The organism is Agromyces sp. NPDC055661 (assembly GCF_053618135.1).
The window spans coordinates 38,940-55,141 of sequence record NZ_JBSHHC010000002.1; the positions used below are offsets into that span (position 1 = coordinate 38,940).

General features: G+C 71.5%; 17 protein-coding genes and 1 tRNA gene. 12 read left to right on the forward strand and 6 right to left on the reverse strand.

The annotated features are described in order from the left end of the window. The first annotated feature begins 2 nt into the window (after positions 1-2). From ACWGO8_RS13710 to ACWGO8_RS13730, 5 genes are all read left to right on the forward strand, one after another. Complete coding sequence (locus tag ACWGO8_RS13710; RefSeq protein ID WP_452043602.1) at positions 3-1,907, forward strand: ABC-F family ATP-binding cassette domain-containing protein; 1,905 nt, start codon at positions 3-5, stop codon at positions 1,905-1,907. A gap of 280 nt (positions 1,908-2,187) precedes the next feature. Next, positions 2,188-3,081 carry a MetQ/NlpA family ABC transporter substrate-binding protein gene (locus ACWGO8_RS13715; RefSeq protein ID WP_452043603.1) on the forward strand — a complete coding sequence of 298 codons (894 nt, stop codon included), beginning with the start codon at positions 2,188-2,190 and terminating at the stop codon, positions 3,079-3,081. Positions 3,082-3,172: 91 nt separating this feature from the next. After that, complete coding sequence (locus ACWGO8_RS13720; RefSeq protein WP_452043604.1) at positions 3,173-4,201, forward strand: methionine ABC transporter ATP-binding protein; 1,029 nt, start codon at positions 3,173-3,175, stop codon at positions 4,199-4,201. Next, positions 4,201-4,860, forward strand: coding sequence for a methionine ABC transporter permease (locus ACWGO8_RS13725; protein ID WP_376957370.1), 660 nt, complete (start codon positions 4,201-4,203; stop codon positions 4,858-4,860). Before ACWGO8_RS13720 ends, ACWGO8_RS13725 begins: the two co-directional genes overlap by 1 nt. A gap of 93 nt (positions 4,861-4,953) precedes the next feature. Further along, positions 4,954-5,391 carry a hypothetical protein gene (locus ACWGO8_RS13730; RefSeq protein ID WP_452043605.1) on the forward strand — a complete coding sequence of 146 codons (438 nt, stop codon included), beginning with the start codon at positions 4,954-4,956 and terminating at the stop codon, positions 5,389-5,391. Positions 5,392-5,514: 123 nt separating this feature from the next. Here ACWGO8_RS13730 and ACWGO8_RS13735 read toward each other — a convergent pair whose 3' ends face one another. Next, positions 5,515-6,912: a DUF222 domain-containing protein gene (locus tag ACWGO8_RS13735; RefSeq protein WP_452043606.1), complete on the reverse strand. Its 1,398-nt coding sequence runs from the start codon at positions 6,910-6,912 to the stop codon at positions 5,515-5,517. Between the two features lie 137 nt (positions 6,913-7,049). Between ACWGO8_RS13735 and ACWGO8_RS13740 the strand changes: the two genes are divergently transcribed. Further along, a complete protein-coding gene (locus tag ACWGO8_RS13740; protein ID WP_452043607.1) occupies positions 7,050-7,214 on the forward strand; it encodes a hypothetical protein in 165 nt (54 codons plus the stop codon). A gap of 65 nt (positions 7,215-7,279) precedes the next feature. On the opposite strand, the gene ACWGO8_RS13745 is transcribed toward ACWGO8_RS13740, so the two are convergent. Continuing rightward, positions 7,280-7,771 carry a MarR family winged helix-turn-helix transcriptional regulator gene (locus ACWGO8_RS13745; RefSeq protein WP_376957362.1) on the reverse strand — a complete coding sequence of 164 codons (492 nt, stop codon included), beginning with the start codon at positions 7,769-7,771 and terminating at the stop codon, positions 7,280-7,282. Positions 7,772-7,912: 141 nt separating this feature from the next. Here ACWGO8_RS13745 and ACWGO8_RS13750 point away from each other — a divergent pair. From ACWGO8_RS13750 to ACWGO8_RS13770, 5 genes are all read left to right on the forward strand, one after another. After that, positions 7,913-7,984: transfer RNA gene (locus tag ACWGO8_RS13750), tRNA-Gln, on the forward strand. Between the two features lies 1 nt (position 7,985). Then, a complete protein-coding gene (gene glmU, locus ACWGO8_RS13755) occupies positions 7,986-9,443 on the forward strand; it encodes a bifunctional UDP-N-acetylglucosamine diphosphorylase/glucosamine-1-phosphate N-acetyltransferase GlmU (RefSeq protein WP_452043608.1) in 1,458 nt (485 codons plus the stop codon). Positions 9,444-9,478: 35 nt separating this feature from the next. Next, a complete protein-coding gene (locus tag ACWGO8_RS13760; RefSeq protein ID WP_452043609.1) occupies positions 9,479-10,456 on the forward strand; it encodes a ribose-phosphate diphosphokinase in 978 nt (325 codons plus the stop codon). A 10-nt stretch (positions 10,457-10,466) separates the two neighbouring features. After that, entirely contained in the window at positions 10,467-12,167 is a 1,701-nt protein-coding gene (locus tag ACWGO8_RS13765) for a long-chain-fatty-acid--CoA ligase (protein ID WP_452043610.1), read from the forward strand. Between the two features lie 5 nt (positions 12,168-12,172). Continuing rightward, complete coding sequence (locus ACWGO8_RS13770; RefSeq protein WP_452043611.1) at positions 12,173-12,721, forward strand: hypothetical protein; 549 nt, start codon at positions 12,173-12,175, stop codon at positions 12,719-12,721. 2 nt (positions 12,722-12,723) lie between these two features. Here the strand turns inward: ACWGO8_RS13770 and ACWGO8_RS13775 are convergent, their stop codons facing one another. The 4 genes from ACWGO8_RS13775 to gndA all read right to left on the reverse strand — a co-directional run bounded on the left by ACWGO8_RS13775 (position 12,724) and on the right by gndA (position 15,324). Continuing rightward, positions 12,724-13,083, reverse strand: coding sequence for a hypothetical protein (locus ACWGO8_RS13775; protein WP_452043612.1), 360 nt, complete (start codon positions 13,081-13,083; stop codon positions 12,724-12,726). After that, complete coding sequence (locus ACWGO8_RS13780) at positions 13,080-13,418, reverse strand: DUF202 domain-containing protein (protein WP_452043613.1); 339 nt, start codon at positions 13,416-13,418, stop codon at positions 13,080-13,082. The genes ACWGO8_RS13775 and ACWGO8_RS13780 overlap by 4 nt, the downstream gene beginning before the upstream one ends. A gap of 11 nt (positions 13,419-13,429) precedes the next feature. After that, complete coding sequence (locus ACWGO8_RS13785; protein WP_452043614.1) at positions 13,430-13,783, reverse strand: YidH family protein; 354 nt, start codon at positions 13,781-13,783, stop codon at positions 13,430-13,432. 83 nt (positions 13,784-13,866) lie between these two features. Continuing rightward, on the reverse strand, positions 13,867-15,324 hold the full coding sequence (gene gndA, locus ACWGO8_RS13790) for an NADP-dependent phosphogluconate dehydrogenase (protein ID WP_452043615.1): 1,458 nt from the start codon (positions 15,322-15,324) through the stop codon (positions 13,867-13,869). A gap of 130 nt (positions 15,325-15,454) precedes the next feature. Here gndA and ACWGO8_RS13795 point away from each other — a divergent pair, with 130 nt between their 5' ends. Next, positions 15,455-15,982: a gluconokinase gene (locus ACWGO8_RS13795; RefSeq protein WP_452043616.1), complete on the forward strand. Its 528-nt coding sequence runs from the start codon at positions 15,455-15,457 to the stop codon at positions 15,980-15,982. Positions 15,983-16,202: the final 220 nt, after the last annotated feature.

Consider the following 16,202-nt stretch of genomic DNA (forward strand, 5'->3'; position numbering starts at 1 on the left):
ACATGGCACACCTCCTCGGCGCTGAGCGCCTGCACCTCGAGTTCCCGACGCGCACGGTCTTCGACGAGGTCACCCTCGGCATCGACGAGGGCGACCGCATCGGCGTCGTCGGCCGCAACGGCGACGGCAAGTCGACCCTGCTGAAGCTGCTGGCGACGCGGCTCGAACCCGACGGCGGACGGGTGACGCACCGCCGCGGCATCCGGATCGGGATGCTCGACCAGGCCGACGCGGTCGACCCGGGCCACACGGTCGCGGAGGCCGTCGTGGGCGGCATCGAGGAGCACGTGTGGGCGGGCGACGCGAAGGTGCGCGACGTGATCGGCGGCCTGCTCGCCGACGTCCCGTGGCAGGCGCAGGTCTCGAGCCTGTCGGGCGGCCAGCGCCGGCGCGTCGCGCTCGCGGCCCTGCTCATCGGCGACTGGGACGTCGTGTTCCTCGACGAGCCCACGAACCACCTCGACGTCGAGGGCATCGTTTGGCTCGCGCAGCACCTGAAGGCGCGATGGGCGACGGATGCCGGTGCGCTCGTCGTCGTGACGCACGACCGCTGGTTCCTCGACGAGGTGTGCACCGCCACGTGGGAGGTGCACGACGGCATCGTCGAGCCGTTCGAGGGCGGCTACGCCGCCTACGTGCTGCAGCGCGTGGAGCGCGACCGGATGGCCGCGGCATCCGAGGCCAAGCGGCAGAACCTCATGCGCAAGGAGCTCGCCTGGCTGCGCCGGGGCGCGCCGGCGCGCACCTCGAAGCCGAAGTTCCGCATCGAGGCGGCGAACCACCTCATCGAGAACGAGCCGCCCGCGCGCAACCCGATCGAGCTCAACCGGCTCGCGGTGTCGCGCCTCGGCAAGGACGTCGTCGACCTGCTCGACGTGTCCGTGGTCTATCCGGTGGCGGATGCCGCGCCGGAGGCGCCCGACACGAAGACCGTGCTGCACGACGTCGAGTGGCGCATCGCGCCCGGCGAGCGGACCGGCATCCTCGGCGTGAACGGCGCGGGCAAGTCGACGCTGCTCGGACTCGTCACCGGTGCGGTCGAGCCGACGACCGGCCGCGTGAAGCGCGGCAAGACCGTGAAGATCGCGACGCTGAGCCAGGAGCTCGCGGAGCTCGCCGAGTGGAGCGAGCAGCGCGTGAGCGCCGTCGTCGCGGAGCAGCGCACCGCCTACAGGATCGGCGAGGGCTCGAAGGCCGTCGAGCTGACGCCGGGTCAGCTGCTCGAGCGGCTCGGGTTCACGAACGCGCAGCTCTCGACGCCCGTGAAGAACCTGTCGGGCGGCCAGAAGCGACGGCTGCAGCTGCTGCTGATCCTGCTCGCCGAGCCGAACGTGCTCATCCTCGACGAGCCGACGAACGACCTCGACACCGACATGCTCGCGGCGATCGAGGACCTGCTCGACTCGTGGCCGGGGACGCTCCTCGTCGTGAGCCACGATCGGTACCTCATCGAGCGCGTCACCGACCGGCAGTTCGCGATCCTCGACGGGCACCTGCGCGACCTCCCGCGCGGCGTCGACCAGTACCTCGAGCTGCGGCGGCAGGCGGCGGCGAGCACGGAGGCAGCGGGGCGGCCCGGTCTCGAGACGCGGTCGGCCGCGCCGGGCGCTCCTCGACCAGCGGATGCCGCTGCGCCGGTCGCTACTCGACCAGCGCAGGTGGCGGCCGCCGCACCCGCGCTCGCCGGCGCCGAGCGCCGCGCCGCCGAGAAGGAGCTCTCGTCGATCGACCGCCGGCTCGAGAAGCTGCAGTCGCAGATCGCGGAGCAGCACGAGCGCCTCGCCCGCCACGACCAGAGCGACTACGTGGGACTGGGGACGCTCGGCGACGAGCTCGCGGGGCTCGAGGCATCCGTGGCGGAGCTCGAGACGCGCTGGCTCGAGGTGTCGGAGGCGCTCGAGGGCTGAGTTCGAGCCCGCCGTGGGCGTTGCTCGCTAGCACCACACCGGCGAACGGTGTTCGGTTGTGTCGCAGCATCCGTCGTAATGCAGCTTCACATCCGCAGGAACTGTGACCGATCGTGACCCGTCTGGCGTGAGGCCGAAGATCCTTCGCCTAACGTGGAGGTGCGCGCGCGTTCGCGGCATCGAAGCCCCCACCGTTCACCGACCGTGGCGGAGCCATGCCTGCTCCACTGCACACCAGCACCCTGGACGCGCGCGCCCATGCGAAAGGGAGTCCACCGGAATGTCACGCACCAGCACCAAGATCCTCGCCGCGCTCGCGGCCCTGCCCCTCATCGCGAGCCTCGCCGCCTGCGCCACGCCCGCGGCCGGCGAGACGGCCGACGACGTCGTGAAGATCGGCGTCGTCGGGAAGGGCGACCCGCAGTGGGCCGCCTTCGAGGAGGCCGCCGCCGACGAGGGCATCCAGATCGAGATCGTCGACTTCGCCGACTACGCGCAGCCGAACCCCGCCCTCACCGAGGGCGAGCTCGACCTGAACCAGTTCCAGCACATCGTGTACCTCGCCGACTACAACGTGTCGGCGGGCGAGGACCTCGCCCCGATCGGCTCGACGGCCATCTACCCGCTCGGCCTGTACTCACTGAAGTACGACTCCGTGAAGGACATCCCCGCCGGCGAGACGGTCGCCGTGCCGAACGACGCGTCGAACCAGGCCCGCGCGCTGCTCGTGCTGCAGTCGGCGGGCCTCATCGAGCTGAAGAGCGGCGGCACCATCTTCTCCGACCTCGCCGACATCGACGAGGCGAAGTCGAAGGTCGAGGTCACCGCGCTGGAGGCGTCGCTCACCGCGACGTCGCTGCCCGACGTCGCCGCCGCGATCATCAACAACGACTTCGTCGAGGACACCGGCCTCACGTTCGACGACGCGATCGCGAAGGACGACCCGAGCGACCCCAACGCGCTGCCGTACGTCAACATCTTCGCGGCGCGCGCCGAGGACCAGGACAACGAGACCTACCTGAAGCTCGTCGACATCTTCCAGACCGACCCCGACGTGCAGCGCGCGCTCGTCGACGCCTCGGGCGGCACGGGCGTGCCGATCGTCACCCCGGTCGAGGACCTCGAGGACTCGCTCGCCAAGGTCGAGGCCGACACGAAGTCCGCCAAGGGCTGACGCCGCACACGATCCACGATCGATCGCCACGAGCGGGCGGTGGGCGCCGATCCGGCCCCACCGCCCGTCGCGGCGTGCGGAAGGAGCATCCATGGCCCTCGTGAGCCTCACCAACGTGACCAAGAGCTACCCGTCGCCCGAGCGCGGCGGCGCCCCGGTGGTCGCCGTCGACGACGTCTCGCTCGACATCGAGCCCGGTGACGTCTACGGCATCATCGGCTACTCGGGCGCGGGCAAGTCCACGCTCGTGCGCCTCGTCAACGCCCTCGAGCCCGCGACGTCGGGCTCGATCACGGTCGACGGGCGCGACCTGACGACGATGCCCGAGCGCGAGCTCCGCGGCATCCGACTCGGCATCGGCATGATCTTCCAGCAGTTCAACCTGTTCGGGTCGAAGACGGTGCAGCAGAACGTCGCGTACCCGCTCAGGGTCGCGGGTGCGTCGAAGTCCGAGGTCGACGCCAGGGTCGCCGAACTGCTCGACTTCGTCGGCCTCGCCGACAAGGCGCGCAACTATCCCGATCAGCTCTCGGGCGGGCAGAAGCAGCGCGTCGGCATCGCGCGTGCCCTCGCCACCTCCCCGCGGCTGCTCCTCGCCGACGAGGCCACGAGTGCGCTCGACCCCGAGACGACGCACGAGGTGCTCCAGCTCCTCAAGCGCGTGAACCGCGAGTTCGGCGTGACGATCATCGTCATCACGCACGAGATGGACGTCATCCAGTCGATCGCGACGAAGGTCGCGGTCATGGACGGCGGCCGGGTGATCGAGCACGGCGACGTGTTCGACGTGTTCTCCGACCCGCAGAACCCGTCGTCGGCGCGGTTCGTGTCGACGGTCGTGAAGGGCATCCCGTCGCCGGCCGAGCTCGCCGTGCTGCGCGAGCGGCACGAGGGTCGCATCGTGACGATCTCGTTCCGCGACGGCGACGCGTCGCAGGCGGCGGTGTTCCTCGAGCTCGGCGCCGCGGGCCTCGAGTTCGAGCTCGTCTACGGCGGCATCAACGACATCCAGGGGCGTGCGTTCGGGCATCTCACGCTCGCGATCCGAGGCGCGGATGCCGCGATCGACGGCGCGCTCGCGAGCATCGGCTCGCGCGTCGACGTGACGGAGGCAGCCTGATGGATCGCCTGATCGAGCTCCAGGGCGAGTTCTGGGTCGCCGCCGTCGAGACCCTCTACATGGTGGGGCTCACGCTGCTGTTCGGCGGCATCGCGGGCCTCCTGCTCGGCGTCGCCCTCTACACGACCCGTCCCGGCAGCCTGCTGTCGAACCGCGTCGTCTACAACGTGGTCAACGTCGTCATCAACTTCTTCCGGCCGATCCCGTTCATCATCTTCATCGCCGCGGTGCAGCCGCTGTCGCGGGTCGTGGTGGGCACCGGCATCGGGAACAACGCGCTCATCTTCGCGCTGTCGCTCGCCGCGTCGTTCGCGATCGCGCGCATCGTGGAGCAGAACCTGCTCACCGTGTCACCGGGCGTGATCGAGGCGGCGCGCTCGATGGGCGCGGGCCCGATCCGCATCCTCGTGACCGTCGTGATCCCCGAGGCGCTCGGGCCGCTCATCCTGGGCTACACGTTCGTGCTCGTCGCGATCGTGGACATGACCGCGGTGGCCGGCCTCATCGGCGGCGGCGGCCTCGGCACGTTCGCGCAGGTGTACGGCTACCGCCAGTTCGAGCCGGTCATCACCTGGGCCGCCGTGCTGCTCATCGTGGTCTTCGTGCAGGGCGTGCAGTTCCTCGGCAACTGGTTGGCGCGCAAGGTGCTGCGGCGGTGAGGTCTCGTCCTCCACACCTCGTGACGCGAGTACTGGCTCCACCGAACCGCGCCTGAGCGCAGCCTCGGTCGGCGACCGTGGAACGTTCGAGGCATGACCCGACTCGACACGACAACCGACCAGACGCATCAGCCCATTCCGACCGACGAGGACATCCGGCAGCGCGTCGGCGACCTGCTGGACCGTGCGGTCCGCCGCCAGTGGTGGACCCTGTACCTCGACGACCAGGACGTGCAGCGGCCGGTGCTCATGCCCATGGCCGGTTACCCCGAGGATCCGCACGAGCCGTGCGGCGCCGAGGGCACCGTGGCCGAGGTCCTGGCGAACCGGCTCGCGAGCATCGTCGGTGAGATCGGGGCGGCGAAGGTCGTCTTCGTCTGGGAGCGCCCGGGGAGCGACGAGCTCATGTCCGGCGACCGGGAGTGGGCCGGCGCGCTCGGTGCAGCCTGTCGCGCGGCCGGCGTCGAGGTTCGGGCGCAGCTCATCCTGCACGACGGCGGCGTTCGGTGGATCGCGCAAGACGACGCCTGAGTGGGGGGGCGAGCCTCGGGGCCTGCCCCTCGGGGCCCGAGCTCGGGGCCCGAGGCTCGGGCCCCGAGCTCACGAGCTCGCGAAAGCCCCTGAGGGTCGGGCAGGCGTCGTCGAATGGGCCGTTCAGAACGGCGGGGTCTCGGGAGGCGTCCCATCCCGAGAACGGGAGGGGTCGACCGGATCGAGGCGCTCTGCTCGAGCCGGGTGGGGCGCAGCGCGCGCCGGGATCCGCACCGACGCCTCGGTGACGTATCGACGACCGGCCGGGGAGCGCCACTCGAGTGTTCCGTGCTCGAGATGTCGCACCGACCAGGACGACTCGTGCTTCAGGTGGTGATGGTACGGGCAGAGGTGCGCGAGGTTGTCGAAGCTCGTGCTGCCGAGGTCGGCCCAGCCTTCGGTGTGGTCGAGCTCGCATCGAGCGGCCCGCCGGTTGCAGCCCGGGAACCGGCAGCTCTCGTCGCGCACTCGCAGCCACTTCGCGAGGTCGGCGGGCGGACGGTACGTGGTGCGGTCGACGTCGAGCACCGTGCCCGACACCGGGTGGGTGAGGATGCGCGTGAACGAGGGCGCCTGCGCGGCGAGCCGTCGGGCCGTCTCGGGGTCGATCGGGCCGTAGCCCTCGAGGTCGGCGGGCACGTCGTCGAGGCCGAGGAGCGTGAGCACCGGCACGGTCACGTGCACCGACGGTCTCACGGTTGCCGCGGCGACATGGAACGCCTCGCCGATCGGCGGGACGCCATGCAGCAGCAGGTCGCGTGCGACATCCGCACGGAGTTGATCGGGGGTGCGGGCATCGGCCACGGCTGACGCCTCGCCTGCCCCGCCGCTCACTTCGGCGGCCACCCGGTCGAGCCGGTTGCGGATCAGCAACGCATCGCTCGCCGAGAGGTGCAGGTGGAGCCATGCCATGCCGTCGCGCGCGGGCTCGAGCTCGACCCGGCGTTCGGCGAGCGCCTGTGCATGGCGTTCCGCGAGCGATTCCGCCTGCACGGACTCGCGCAGGCGTCGAGCGACCCGACGGAGGCTCGCCGCCGTCATCGTCGCGGCGCGCTCGACGAGCTCGACATCGAGACGGGCTCGTACCGCGGCATCGGTCACATCCGCAGTCTCGTCGATGACGACACGCGCGTGCGACTCATCGATGTCGCCCACGCGAAGGGCCGCGAGGGTCGCGGGGAGCTGGTTCGCGAGCGTCCACGACTCCGACACGAGTCGCGTCATGGTGCGCTCAGGGAGCCGCAACGCCGTCGCGAGCTCGGCGATCACGGCACGTCGGGCGACCTCACGTCGACGCTCGGGCGAGAGGGACGGCGCCGTGAACGCATCAGCGCTGCGCATCGCGTAGTCGACGGCGAGATTGATCACGTCGACGCGCATCGCCGCCTGCATCGCCTCCAGCCGGCGTGCCTGGACCGCGGCGTCGACCAACCCGGCGAGGCCGTCTTGGGCGATCGCGAAGGGCGAGGATTCGGGCGCAGGTGCGATCCCTGGACGGGGAGTCGCGATCGCCATCGGCATGCGTCGATTCTATCGAGATTCGAACGTATGTTCGAGCACTTGTGGAGAACTCGCGAGGAAGCCCGGTCGGATGCGGAAGCCAGGATCCGCCTCACGGGGGAGGCGGACCACCCCCCGTCTCCCGCATGATCTGGCGTATGAGCGAAACCATCTTCACGCCGGGAGCCGTCGTGGTCACGGCGCGCGGACGCGGCACGGTCGTCGATGTCCGGGCCACTCCCTCCGGCAAGTTCGTCTTCGGGGTGGAGGATGTCGACGGCGAGGTGACCTACTTCACCGAGAAGGCCGTCCGGCTCGCGTAGGACCCAGCTCGAACGCGATGCCGAGCCGGACGCGAGACAGCACCACGACTCCGTGACGCGCGCGCTCAGTCGAACCCGAGGCTGAGCTTGCGCAGCAGTCCCGCGAGTCGCTTCTGCTCGGCGGCCGGCAGGCTCTCGAGCAGCTCGGACTCGGCGTCGACGAGCCGCGTGATCGCGGCGTCGACGCGGGTGAGGCCGGCGGGGCTCATCTCGACGAGGATGCCGCGTCCGTCGTTCGGGTCGGTCTGGCGCGACACGAGCCCGCGCTCCACGAGCCGGTCGATGCGGTTCGTCATCGTCCCGCTCGAGACGAGCGTCTGCTGCAGCAGCTGCTTCGGCGAGAGCCGGTACGGCGTGCCCGCGCGCCGCAGGGCCGAGAGCACGTCGAACTCGGATGCCTCGAGCTCCGAGCGCGCGAACGCCTGCCGCCGTGCCCGGTCGAGGTGCTTCGAGAGCCGCGCCACGCGCGAGAGCACCTGCAACGGCGCGAAGTCGAGGTCGGGACGCTCGCGCTCCCAGTCGCCCACGATCCGGTCGACCTCGTCAGCATCGGTCATCCCGCCATCATCCCACCGCCGGCGGTGGGGCCGAGGCCGAGCGGCGGCGTCCACGGCAGTCCACGGCGAGCGGATGCCGCAGGGCCGCGCCCGTGCGCCATGGCAGACTTGTGGGCGGCGCAGGGCCCGACCCCCGCGCAGTCCGCCATGGTGTAACGGCAGCACGACAGCCTTTGGAGCTGTGAGGACCAGGTTCGAATCCTGGTGGCGGAGCATGGACCAGCAACTCGCCATCATCGTGCTCGCCGCCGGCCAGGGCACGCGCATGAAATCCGCCACCCCGAAGCTCCTGCACCCCCTCGCGGGGTCGCCGATCGTGGCCCACGTGCTGCGCACGGCGCAGGCGCTCGACGCCGCGCACGTGATCGCCGTCGTCCGGCACGAGCGCGACCAGGTCGCCGCCGCCGTCGAGGCGACGCTGCCCGGCACGGTCGTCGTCGACCAGGACGAGATCCCCGGCACCGGACGTGCCGTCGAGCAGGCCGTCGCGGTGCTCCCCGACGACTTCGCGGGGGAGGTGCTCGTGCTCAACGGCGACGTGCCGCTCCTCGACGCCGACACGCTCGCCGCCTTCCTCGAGCGTCACCGCGGCCATGCCGCGCAGGCATCCGTGCTCTCGGCGTTCTACGACGACCCCACGGGCTACGGCCGCGTCGTGCGCGACGACCACGGCGCGTTCGACCGCATCGTGGAGCAGAAGGACGCCAGCGACGACGAGCGGGCGATCGACGAGATCAACGCCGGCATCTACGCGTTCGGCGCGGGCGCCCTGCGCGACCAGCTCGCGAACCTCACGACCGACAACGCGCAGGGCGAGAAGTACCTCACCGACGTGATCCAGCTGCTGCGTTCGGCGGGCTCCGAGGTCGAGGCGGTGCCGGTGTCCGAGCCGTGGCTCGTCGCGGGCATCAACGACCGCGCGCAGCTGTCCGAGACCGCAGCCCGCCTCAACGCACTCATCGTGCGCGGCTGGCAGCTCGCCGGCGTCACGATCGAGGACCCGGCCACCACGTGGATCGACCTCGACGTGACGCTCGAGCCCGACGTGACGATCCGCCCCGGCACGCAGCTCAAGGGCGCCACGGTCGTCGCGACCGGGTCCGTGATCGGCCCCGACACGACGCTCGTCGACTGCGAGGTCGGGCGGGGCGCCGAGGTGAAGCGCACGGATGCCACGCTGTCGGTCATCGGCGACGGCGCATCCGTCGGCCCCTTCTCGTTCCTGCGGCCGGGCACCGTGCTCGGCGCCGACGGCAAGATCGGCACGTTCGTCGAGACGAAGAACGCGACCATCGGCGCGGGCAGCAAGGTGCCGCACCTGTCCTACGTCGGCGACGCCACGATCGGCGTGCACACGAACATCGGCGCGGGCTCGATCTTCGCCAACTACGACGGCGTGCGCAAGCACCACTCCGAGGTGGGCTCGCACGTGCGCACCGGCTCGCACGGCGTCTTCGTCGCGCCCGTTAGGATTGCCGATGGGGCCTACACGGGCGCCGGCACGGTCGTCCGGAAGGACATCCCGGCCGGGGCGCTGGCCGTGAACGTGGCCCCGCAACGCAACATCGAGGGATGGGTCAGGAAGCATCGGCCCGGCACCGCAGCGGCCCGGGCCGCCGAGGCCGCCGACGAGGCATCCGGCCCTGCTTCGGACGACGCAGCCACCGACTGACGCACCGGCTCACGCGGGTGGAGAGGACACACCACATGTCGGGAATCGAGACCACCGGATCGAAGCGCCTCGTGCTCGTCTCCGGGCGGGCCCACCCCGAGCTCGCCGAGCAGATCGCGGAGGAGCTCGGCACCGAGCTGATGCCGACCGACGCCCGCACGTTCGCGAACGGCGAGATCTACGCGCGCTACGACGAGAGCGTGCGCGGCACCGACGCCTTCGTGATCCAGTCGCACACCTCGCCGATCAACGAGTGGCTCATGGAGCAGCTCATCATGATCGACGCGCTGAAGCGCGCGTCGGCCAAGCGAATCACGGTGGTCTCCCCCTTCTACCCCTACGCCCGGCAGGACAAGAAGGGCCGCGGGCGCGAGCCCATCTCGGCGCGCCTCGTGGCCGACCTCTACAAGGCCGCCGGCGCCGACCGCATCATGTCGGTCGACCTGCACGCCGCGCAGATCCAGGGCTTCTTCGACGGCCCCGTCGACCACCTCTTCGCGATGCCCGTGCTGCTCGAGCACTTCCGGGAGAAGCTCGACGCGAACACGCTCACGGTGGTCTCGCCCGACATGGGCCGCGTGCGCGTCGCCGACATCTGGAGCGACAAGCTCGGCGTGCCCCTCGCGATCATCCACAAGCGCCGCGACCCGCTGGTGCCCAACCAGGTGTCGGTGCACGAGATCGTCGGAACCGTCGAGGGCCGCGTGTGCCTCCTCGTCGACGACCTCATCGACACCGGTCGCACGATCGTGAAGGCCGCGGAGGCGCTGAAGGCGAACGGCGCGATCGGCGTCGTCGTCGCCGCGACGCATGCGGTGTTCTCGAACCCCGCGGTCGAGATCCTGCAGAACGAGTCGATCGATGCCGTCGTCGTCACCGACACGCTTCCCATCCCGCCCGAGAAGCGCTGGGACCGCCTCACGGTGCTCCCCATCGCGCCGCTCCTCGCCCGGGCGATCCACGAGGTGTTCGAGGACGGCTCGGTGACGAGCATGTTCGACGGCGCGGCCTAGGTCGACGACGATGGCCATCTCGACTCCGCGTCCCTGGCTGGCCAGCTACGCCGACGGCGTCCCCGACGACATCGATCCGTTCGAGGGGTCCCTCTACGACCTCGTGCGCGGCTCGGTGGAGCAGTACGGCGGCAACGTCGCGCTCGAGTTCTTCGGCGCCACGACGACCTACTCCCAGCTCGGCGACCAGATCGAGCGCGCGGCCGAGGGCCTGCGGCTGATGGGCGTGCAGAAGGGCGACCCGGTCGCGCTCGTGCTGCCGAACTGCCCGCAGCACGTCGTCGCGTTCTACGCGGTGCTGCGCCTCGGCGGAATCGTCGTGGAGCACAACCCGCTCTACACGCCGCGCGAGCTGCGCCACCAGTTCGAGGACCACGGCGCGCGCGTCGTGATCGCCTGGGACAAGGTGGTCGCCACGATCCAGGACTTCCCGCCCGATGTCGCCGTGCAGTCGATCGTCTCGGTCGACGTGACCCGGGCGATGCCGTTCCTTACGCGGGCGATGCTGCGGCTGCCCATCGCGAAGGCGCGCGAGTCGCGGGCGGCGCTCACCACGAAGGTGCGCGGCACGACGCCCTGGCAGGAGCTCGTGGCATCCGCCCCCGTCGACGCCCACATCATCGGGCCAGAGGCCTCCGACATCGCGCTCATCCAGTACACGAGCGGCACGACCGGCTCCCCCAAGGGCGCGGTGCTCACGCACGCGAACCTCGGCTCGAACGCCGCGCAGGCGCGCGCGTGGGTGCCGCAGGTGGAGCGCGGCACGTCGGTCGTCTACGCCGTGCTGCCGATGTTCCACGCCTACGGCCTCACGCTGTGCCTGACGTTCGCGATGAGCATGGGCTCGCGGCTCGTGCTGTTCCCACGGTTCGACGCCGACCTCGTGCTGAAGGTCGTGAAGCAGCACCCGCCCACGTTCCTGCCCGCCGTGCCGCCGATCTACGACCGGCTCACGAAGGCCGCGGCGGCCGAGGGCGTGTCCCTCGAGGGCATTCAGATCGCCATCTCGGGCGCCATGCCGCTGTCGGCCGACGTCGTCGAGCCGTGGGAGGCCGCGACGGGCGGCTACCTCGTCGAGGGCTACGGGCTCTCGGAGACCTCGCCCGTGCTCATGGCCAACCCCGTCGCGCCGAACCGCAAGGCCGGCACCGTCGGCCTGCCGCTGCCGTCGACGGAGGTACGCGTCGTCGACCCCGACGAGCCGACCCGCGACCGCGAGCCGGGCGCCGAGGGCGAGCTCATCGTGCGCGGCCCGCAGGTGTTCTCGGGGTACTGGCGCAAGCCCGAGGAGTCCGAGGCCGTCTTCGTGCCCGCCGACGACGGCGGCGTCGACTGGTTCCGCACGGGCGACATCGTGGCCATCGACGACGAGGGCTTCGTGCGCGTGGTCGACCGCATCAAGGAGCTCATCATCACGGGCGGCTTCAACGTCGCGCCGAGCGAGGTCGAGGAGGCGGTGCGCGCCCACCCCGACGTCGAGGACTGCGCCGTGGTCGGCCTGCCCGACGAGCACTCGGGCGAGCAGGTGGTCGCGGTCGTGGTGCTGAAAGATGGCGCGACGTTCGACGCCGCCGCGATCCGCGAGTTCGCGCGCGCCGGGCTGACGCCCTACAAGGTGCCCAAGCGCGTCGTGCAGGCCGACGACCTGCCGCGCTCGCTCATCGGCAAGGTCCTGCGCCGCCAGGTGCGCAACGGGCTGCTCGAGGGCTGAGCGCGGTGGCGTTCCTCTCTGGCGAGTCGGCGCGCGCGCTCGCGCGGCTCGTCGAGCTCGACTCGGCTGCGTCGGGTGACACGGATGCCGCGCCGCTCGAGCGGCTGCGGGGCGTCCGTGCGCTCGCGGCCGCCCTCGAGGCCGACCCGGCGGCGCTCACGGCCGTGCGCGAGGCGCTCGACGGCGGCGCGACGTGGGACGAGGTCGCGGAGGCCGCGGGCCTCAGCGCCTCGGCCGCGAAGTACCGCTGGGCGGGCGACGACGACACCATCGCCGAACGGCAGGAGTCGAGCCGCCGTCGCAAGCGCGACCGGCCGTCGAGCGCGCCGACCGACCTGCCGGGGCTCTCGGTGTCGGATGCCGCGAAGCGCCTCGGCCTCACGCCGCAGGCGATCTACCAGCGGGTGAGCCGCGGGCTGCTCGAGGCGACGACCATCGAGTTGCCCGACGGGCGGAAGTACAAGCGCGTGTTCCTCGCCGAGGACCGTGACAGCGACGGCGACCGCCGTGACGGCGACCCCGACGATCGCGACGGCGCCCGCGCGGCCGACTGAGCCTACGTGCGCACGCCGGGGATGGCGGGCTGCGGCCCCGACGGCATGACGCCGAGGTTGGCGATGAGCCGGCTGCCGCCGTCGTCGCGGATCTCGTAGCAGAGCCAGCCCGGGCCGCCCGGGCCGAAGAACTCGAACGAGACGCGGCCGCCCGCGGCATCCGTGTCGTAGGCGGCCACGACGACGGCGCAGGTGCGCTCGGCCGACGAGTGCGCCACCGCGACCGAGGAGAGCACGAGCGGCAGCACCATCGCGCACAGCGCCACGATGACGGCGACGCGCAGCACCTTGCGCCGCCGTTCGCCCGGCATCGGGGTCTCGTCGAACGGGTCGGGCTCGAGCTCGGGATGGCGTTCGCTCATGGTCGGCCCTCCACGAGGATCGCCGCCACGCCGGACGCGCTCGCGACGAGCGTGATGAGCGCGACGCCGACGAGGACGCCGCGCGGCGGCGTGATCGTGAGCAGCTCGCCCATGAGCTGCCGCCGGCGCACGAGGCCGACGACGACCGCGGCGCCGGCCGCCGCGAACAGGAGCACGCCGACCGCCAGCAGCGCGGGCTCGCCCGCCACGAGGCCCGCGCGGAGCGCGAGCAGCGCGTTCACGGCGATCGCGAGCGACGTGCGCACCCACGAGAGCGACGTGCGCTCGGGCTGCAGGCCGGGATCGCCGGTGGCGGGGATGCGGTAGGCGGTCACGGGAGCACCGTTCAGGACACCAGGAGGAGGAAGGTCAGGACCGCTGCGGTGAGCAGGCAGGCTCCGGCGAGCGCCGGCAGGACCCAGCTGTAGGGGAGCGGGCGGTGGCGGCGGATCGCGATCTCGTTCGCGCGCCACCGCGTGTACGACACGACGCTGAGCACGGCCGCGATGAGACCGAGCGCCACCGACACCGAGACGAGCACGACGCGCGGCTCGAGCGTCGCCGCGAACTGGTGCAGCAGCACGCCCCCTGCGAGGAGCGCGAGGGCCGTGCGGATCCACGCGAGGAACGTGCGCTCGTTCGCGAGCGTGAAGCGGTAGTCGGGGTCGTCGCCCTCGTGCTGCCACGCCGGTCCGCGCATCGACGCCCTCCTCGCCTCGGGCATCAAGCCTAATGCGAGGAGGGCGTCGTGGACCCTCGGCCCGGTGCGACCGGGCTCGAGCGCTAGTGCGACGAGGGCGTCGTCTCGATCTCCGAGCGGTCGCCCGACCAGAGCGTGTGGAACACGCCTGGCTTGTCGACGCGCTGGTAGGTGTGCGCGCCGAAGAAGTCGCGCTGGCCCTGGATGAGCGCGGCGGGGAGGCGCTTCGCGCGCAGGGCGTCGTAGTACGCGAGCGACGAGGAGAACGCCGGCGTCGGGATGCCCGCGTGCGCGGCGGTCGCGACGACGCGGCGCCAGCTCTCCTGCGCGCTCGTGACGGCCTCGCGGAAGTACGGCGCCACGACGAGCGCGACGAGCGACGGGTCGTCGGCGTAGGCCTCGGCGATGCGGTTCAGGAAGCGGGCGCGGATGATGCATCCGGCGCGCCAGATCTTCGCGATGTCGCCCTTGTGGATGTCCCAGCCGAACTGCTCGGCGCCCGAGACGATCTCGTCGAAGCCCTGCGAGTAGGCGATGATCTTCGACGCGTAGAGCGCCTTGCGCACGTCCTCGATGAAGGCCTCGGCGTCGTCGACGGTCCACTCGGTCGACGGGCCGGGCAGGTCGGCGGCCGCGTCGCGCTGGGCGCGCTTCGACGAGAGGCTGCGTGCGAACACGGCCTCGGCGATGCCCGACTCGGGCACGCCGAGCTCGAGCGCGTTCTGCACGGTCCAGGCGCCGGTGCCCTTGGCGCCGGCCGAGTCGAGGATGACGTCGACGAGCGGCTCACCGGTCTCGGCGTCGACCTGGCGGAGCACCTCGGCGGTGATCTCGATGAGGTAGCTCTCGAGCTCGCCGGTGTTCCACTCGGCGAAGACGTCGGCGATCTCGGCCGGGGTCTTGCCGGTGCCCGAGCGGATGAGGTCGTAGGCCTCGGCGATGAGCTGCATGTCGGCGTACTCGATGCCGTTGTGCACCATCTTCACGAAGTGGCCGGCGCCGTCGGTGCCGACGTGGGTGACGCAGGGCTCGCCGTCGGGCGCGACGGCCGCGATGGTCTGCAGGATCGGGCCGAGGGTCTCGTAGGACTGCACCGTGCCGCCGGGCATGAGCGACGGGCCGTGCAGCGCGCCCTCCTCGCCGCCCGAGACGCCCATGCCGACGAAGTGGATGCCGGTCGGCGCGATCTCGGCCTCTCGGCGGATCGTGTCGTGGAAGTTCGCGTTGCCGCCGTCGACGATGATGTCGCCCGGCTCGAAGCGCTTGACGAGCTCGGAGATGACCGCGTCGGTGCCCGCGCCGGCCTGCACCATGATGATGGCGGTGCGCGGCGTGGCGAGCGAGGCGACGAACTCGTCGTAGCCCTCGGAGGCGACGAAGTCGGCCTCGGGGTGCTCGGAGGTGAGCGTGCGGGTGCGCTCGGGGGAGCGGTTGAAGACCGCCACGTTGTTGCCCGCGCGGCTGGCGAGGTTGCGGGCGAGGTTCGACCCCATCACCGCGAGTCCGACGACGCCGATATTTGCTGATCCGTTTGCAGGCACGAAAGCTCTCCTCGTGTGTTCTGGGGGTCGCCCTCCAGCGTACTGTGAGCGGCGCTCACCGTTGCGCGCTGTTGCGGTGAGGGCGGTGCGGCGGATGCCCCGTCGCGGCCGTTGGGCTACCCTGCCACGCATGACCGCCCCGCCCTCGCCGCCCCGCCTCGTCGTCATGGGCCCGAGCGGCGCCGGCAAGTCCGTGGTGGGCGCCGCGCTCGCGGAGCGCCTCGCGTCGCGGTTCCCGGGCCTCGCGTTCGTCGACGCCGATGACCTGCATCCGGCCGCCAACGTCGACAAGATGCGCGCCGGCGTGCCGCTCGACGATGCCGACCGGCGGCCGTGGCTCCGGGTCGTGGGTGAGGCGCTCGCCGCCGGGGAGGCCGGCCGGGTCATCGCCTGCTCGGCGCTGCGACGGCGCTACCGCGACGTCATCCGCGAGGCCTGCCCCGATGCGACGTTCGTCGAGCTCGTCGTGCCGACGGGCGAGCTCGCCGAACGGCTCGGGTCGCGCCCCGGTCACTTCATGCCGGCGTCGCTGCTCGCCTCGCAGCTCGAGGCCCTCGAGCCGATCGAGGCCGACGAGGCCGGCGCCCGCGTGGAGAACGTCGGAACGGTCGACGAGGTGGTTTCACGGGCGATCGCGGCCATCGGGCAGGGCTGGTAGACTCACCCCTTGGTCTCCCGCGTCAGCGGCGCGGGCGATCGACATACTTCGGCGAGGGAGGCCCGGTCGTCCGCGAGAGCGGCAGGCGGGGCATCCGTGATCGACGCGGTGGAACCAGGCTTCACGGCTGTTTCCTCACGCATCAGCGCATGTCACATGCCGCGCGTTCGAGTCGAGACGACAGACACCCCCATCTGGGCCCGCGAGCCCGCAAGGAGAA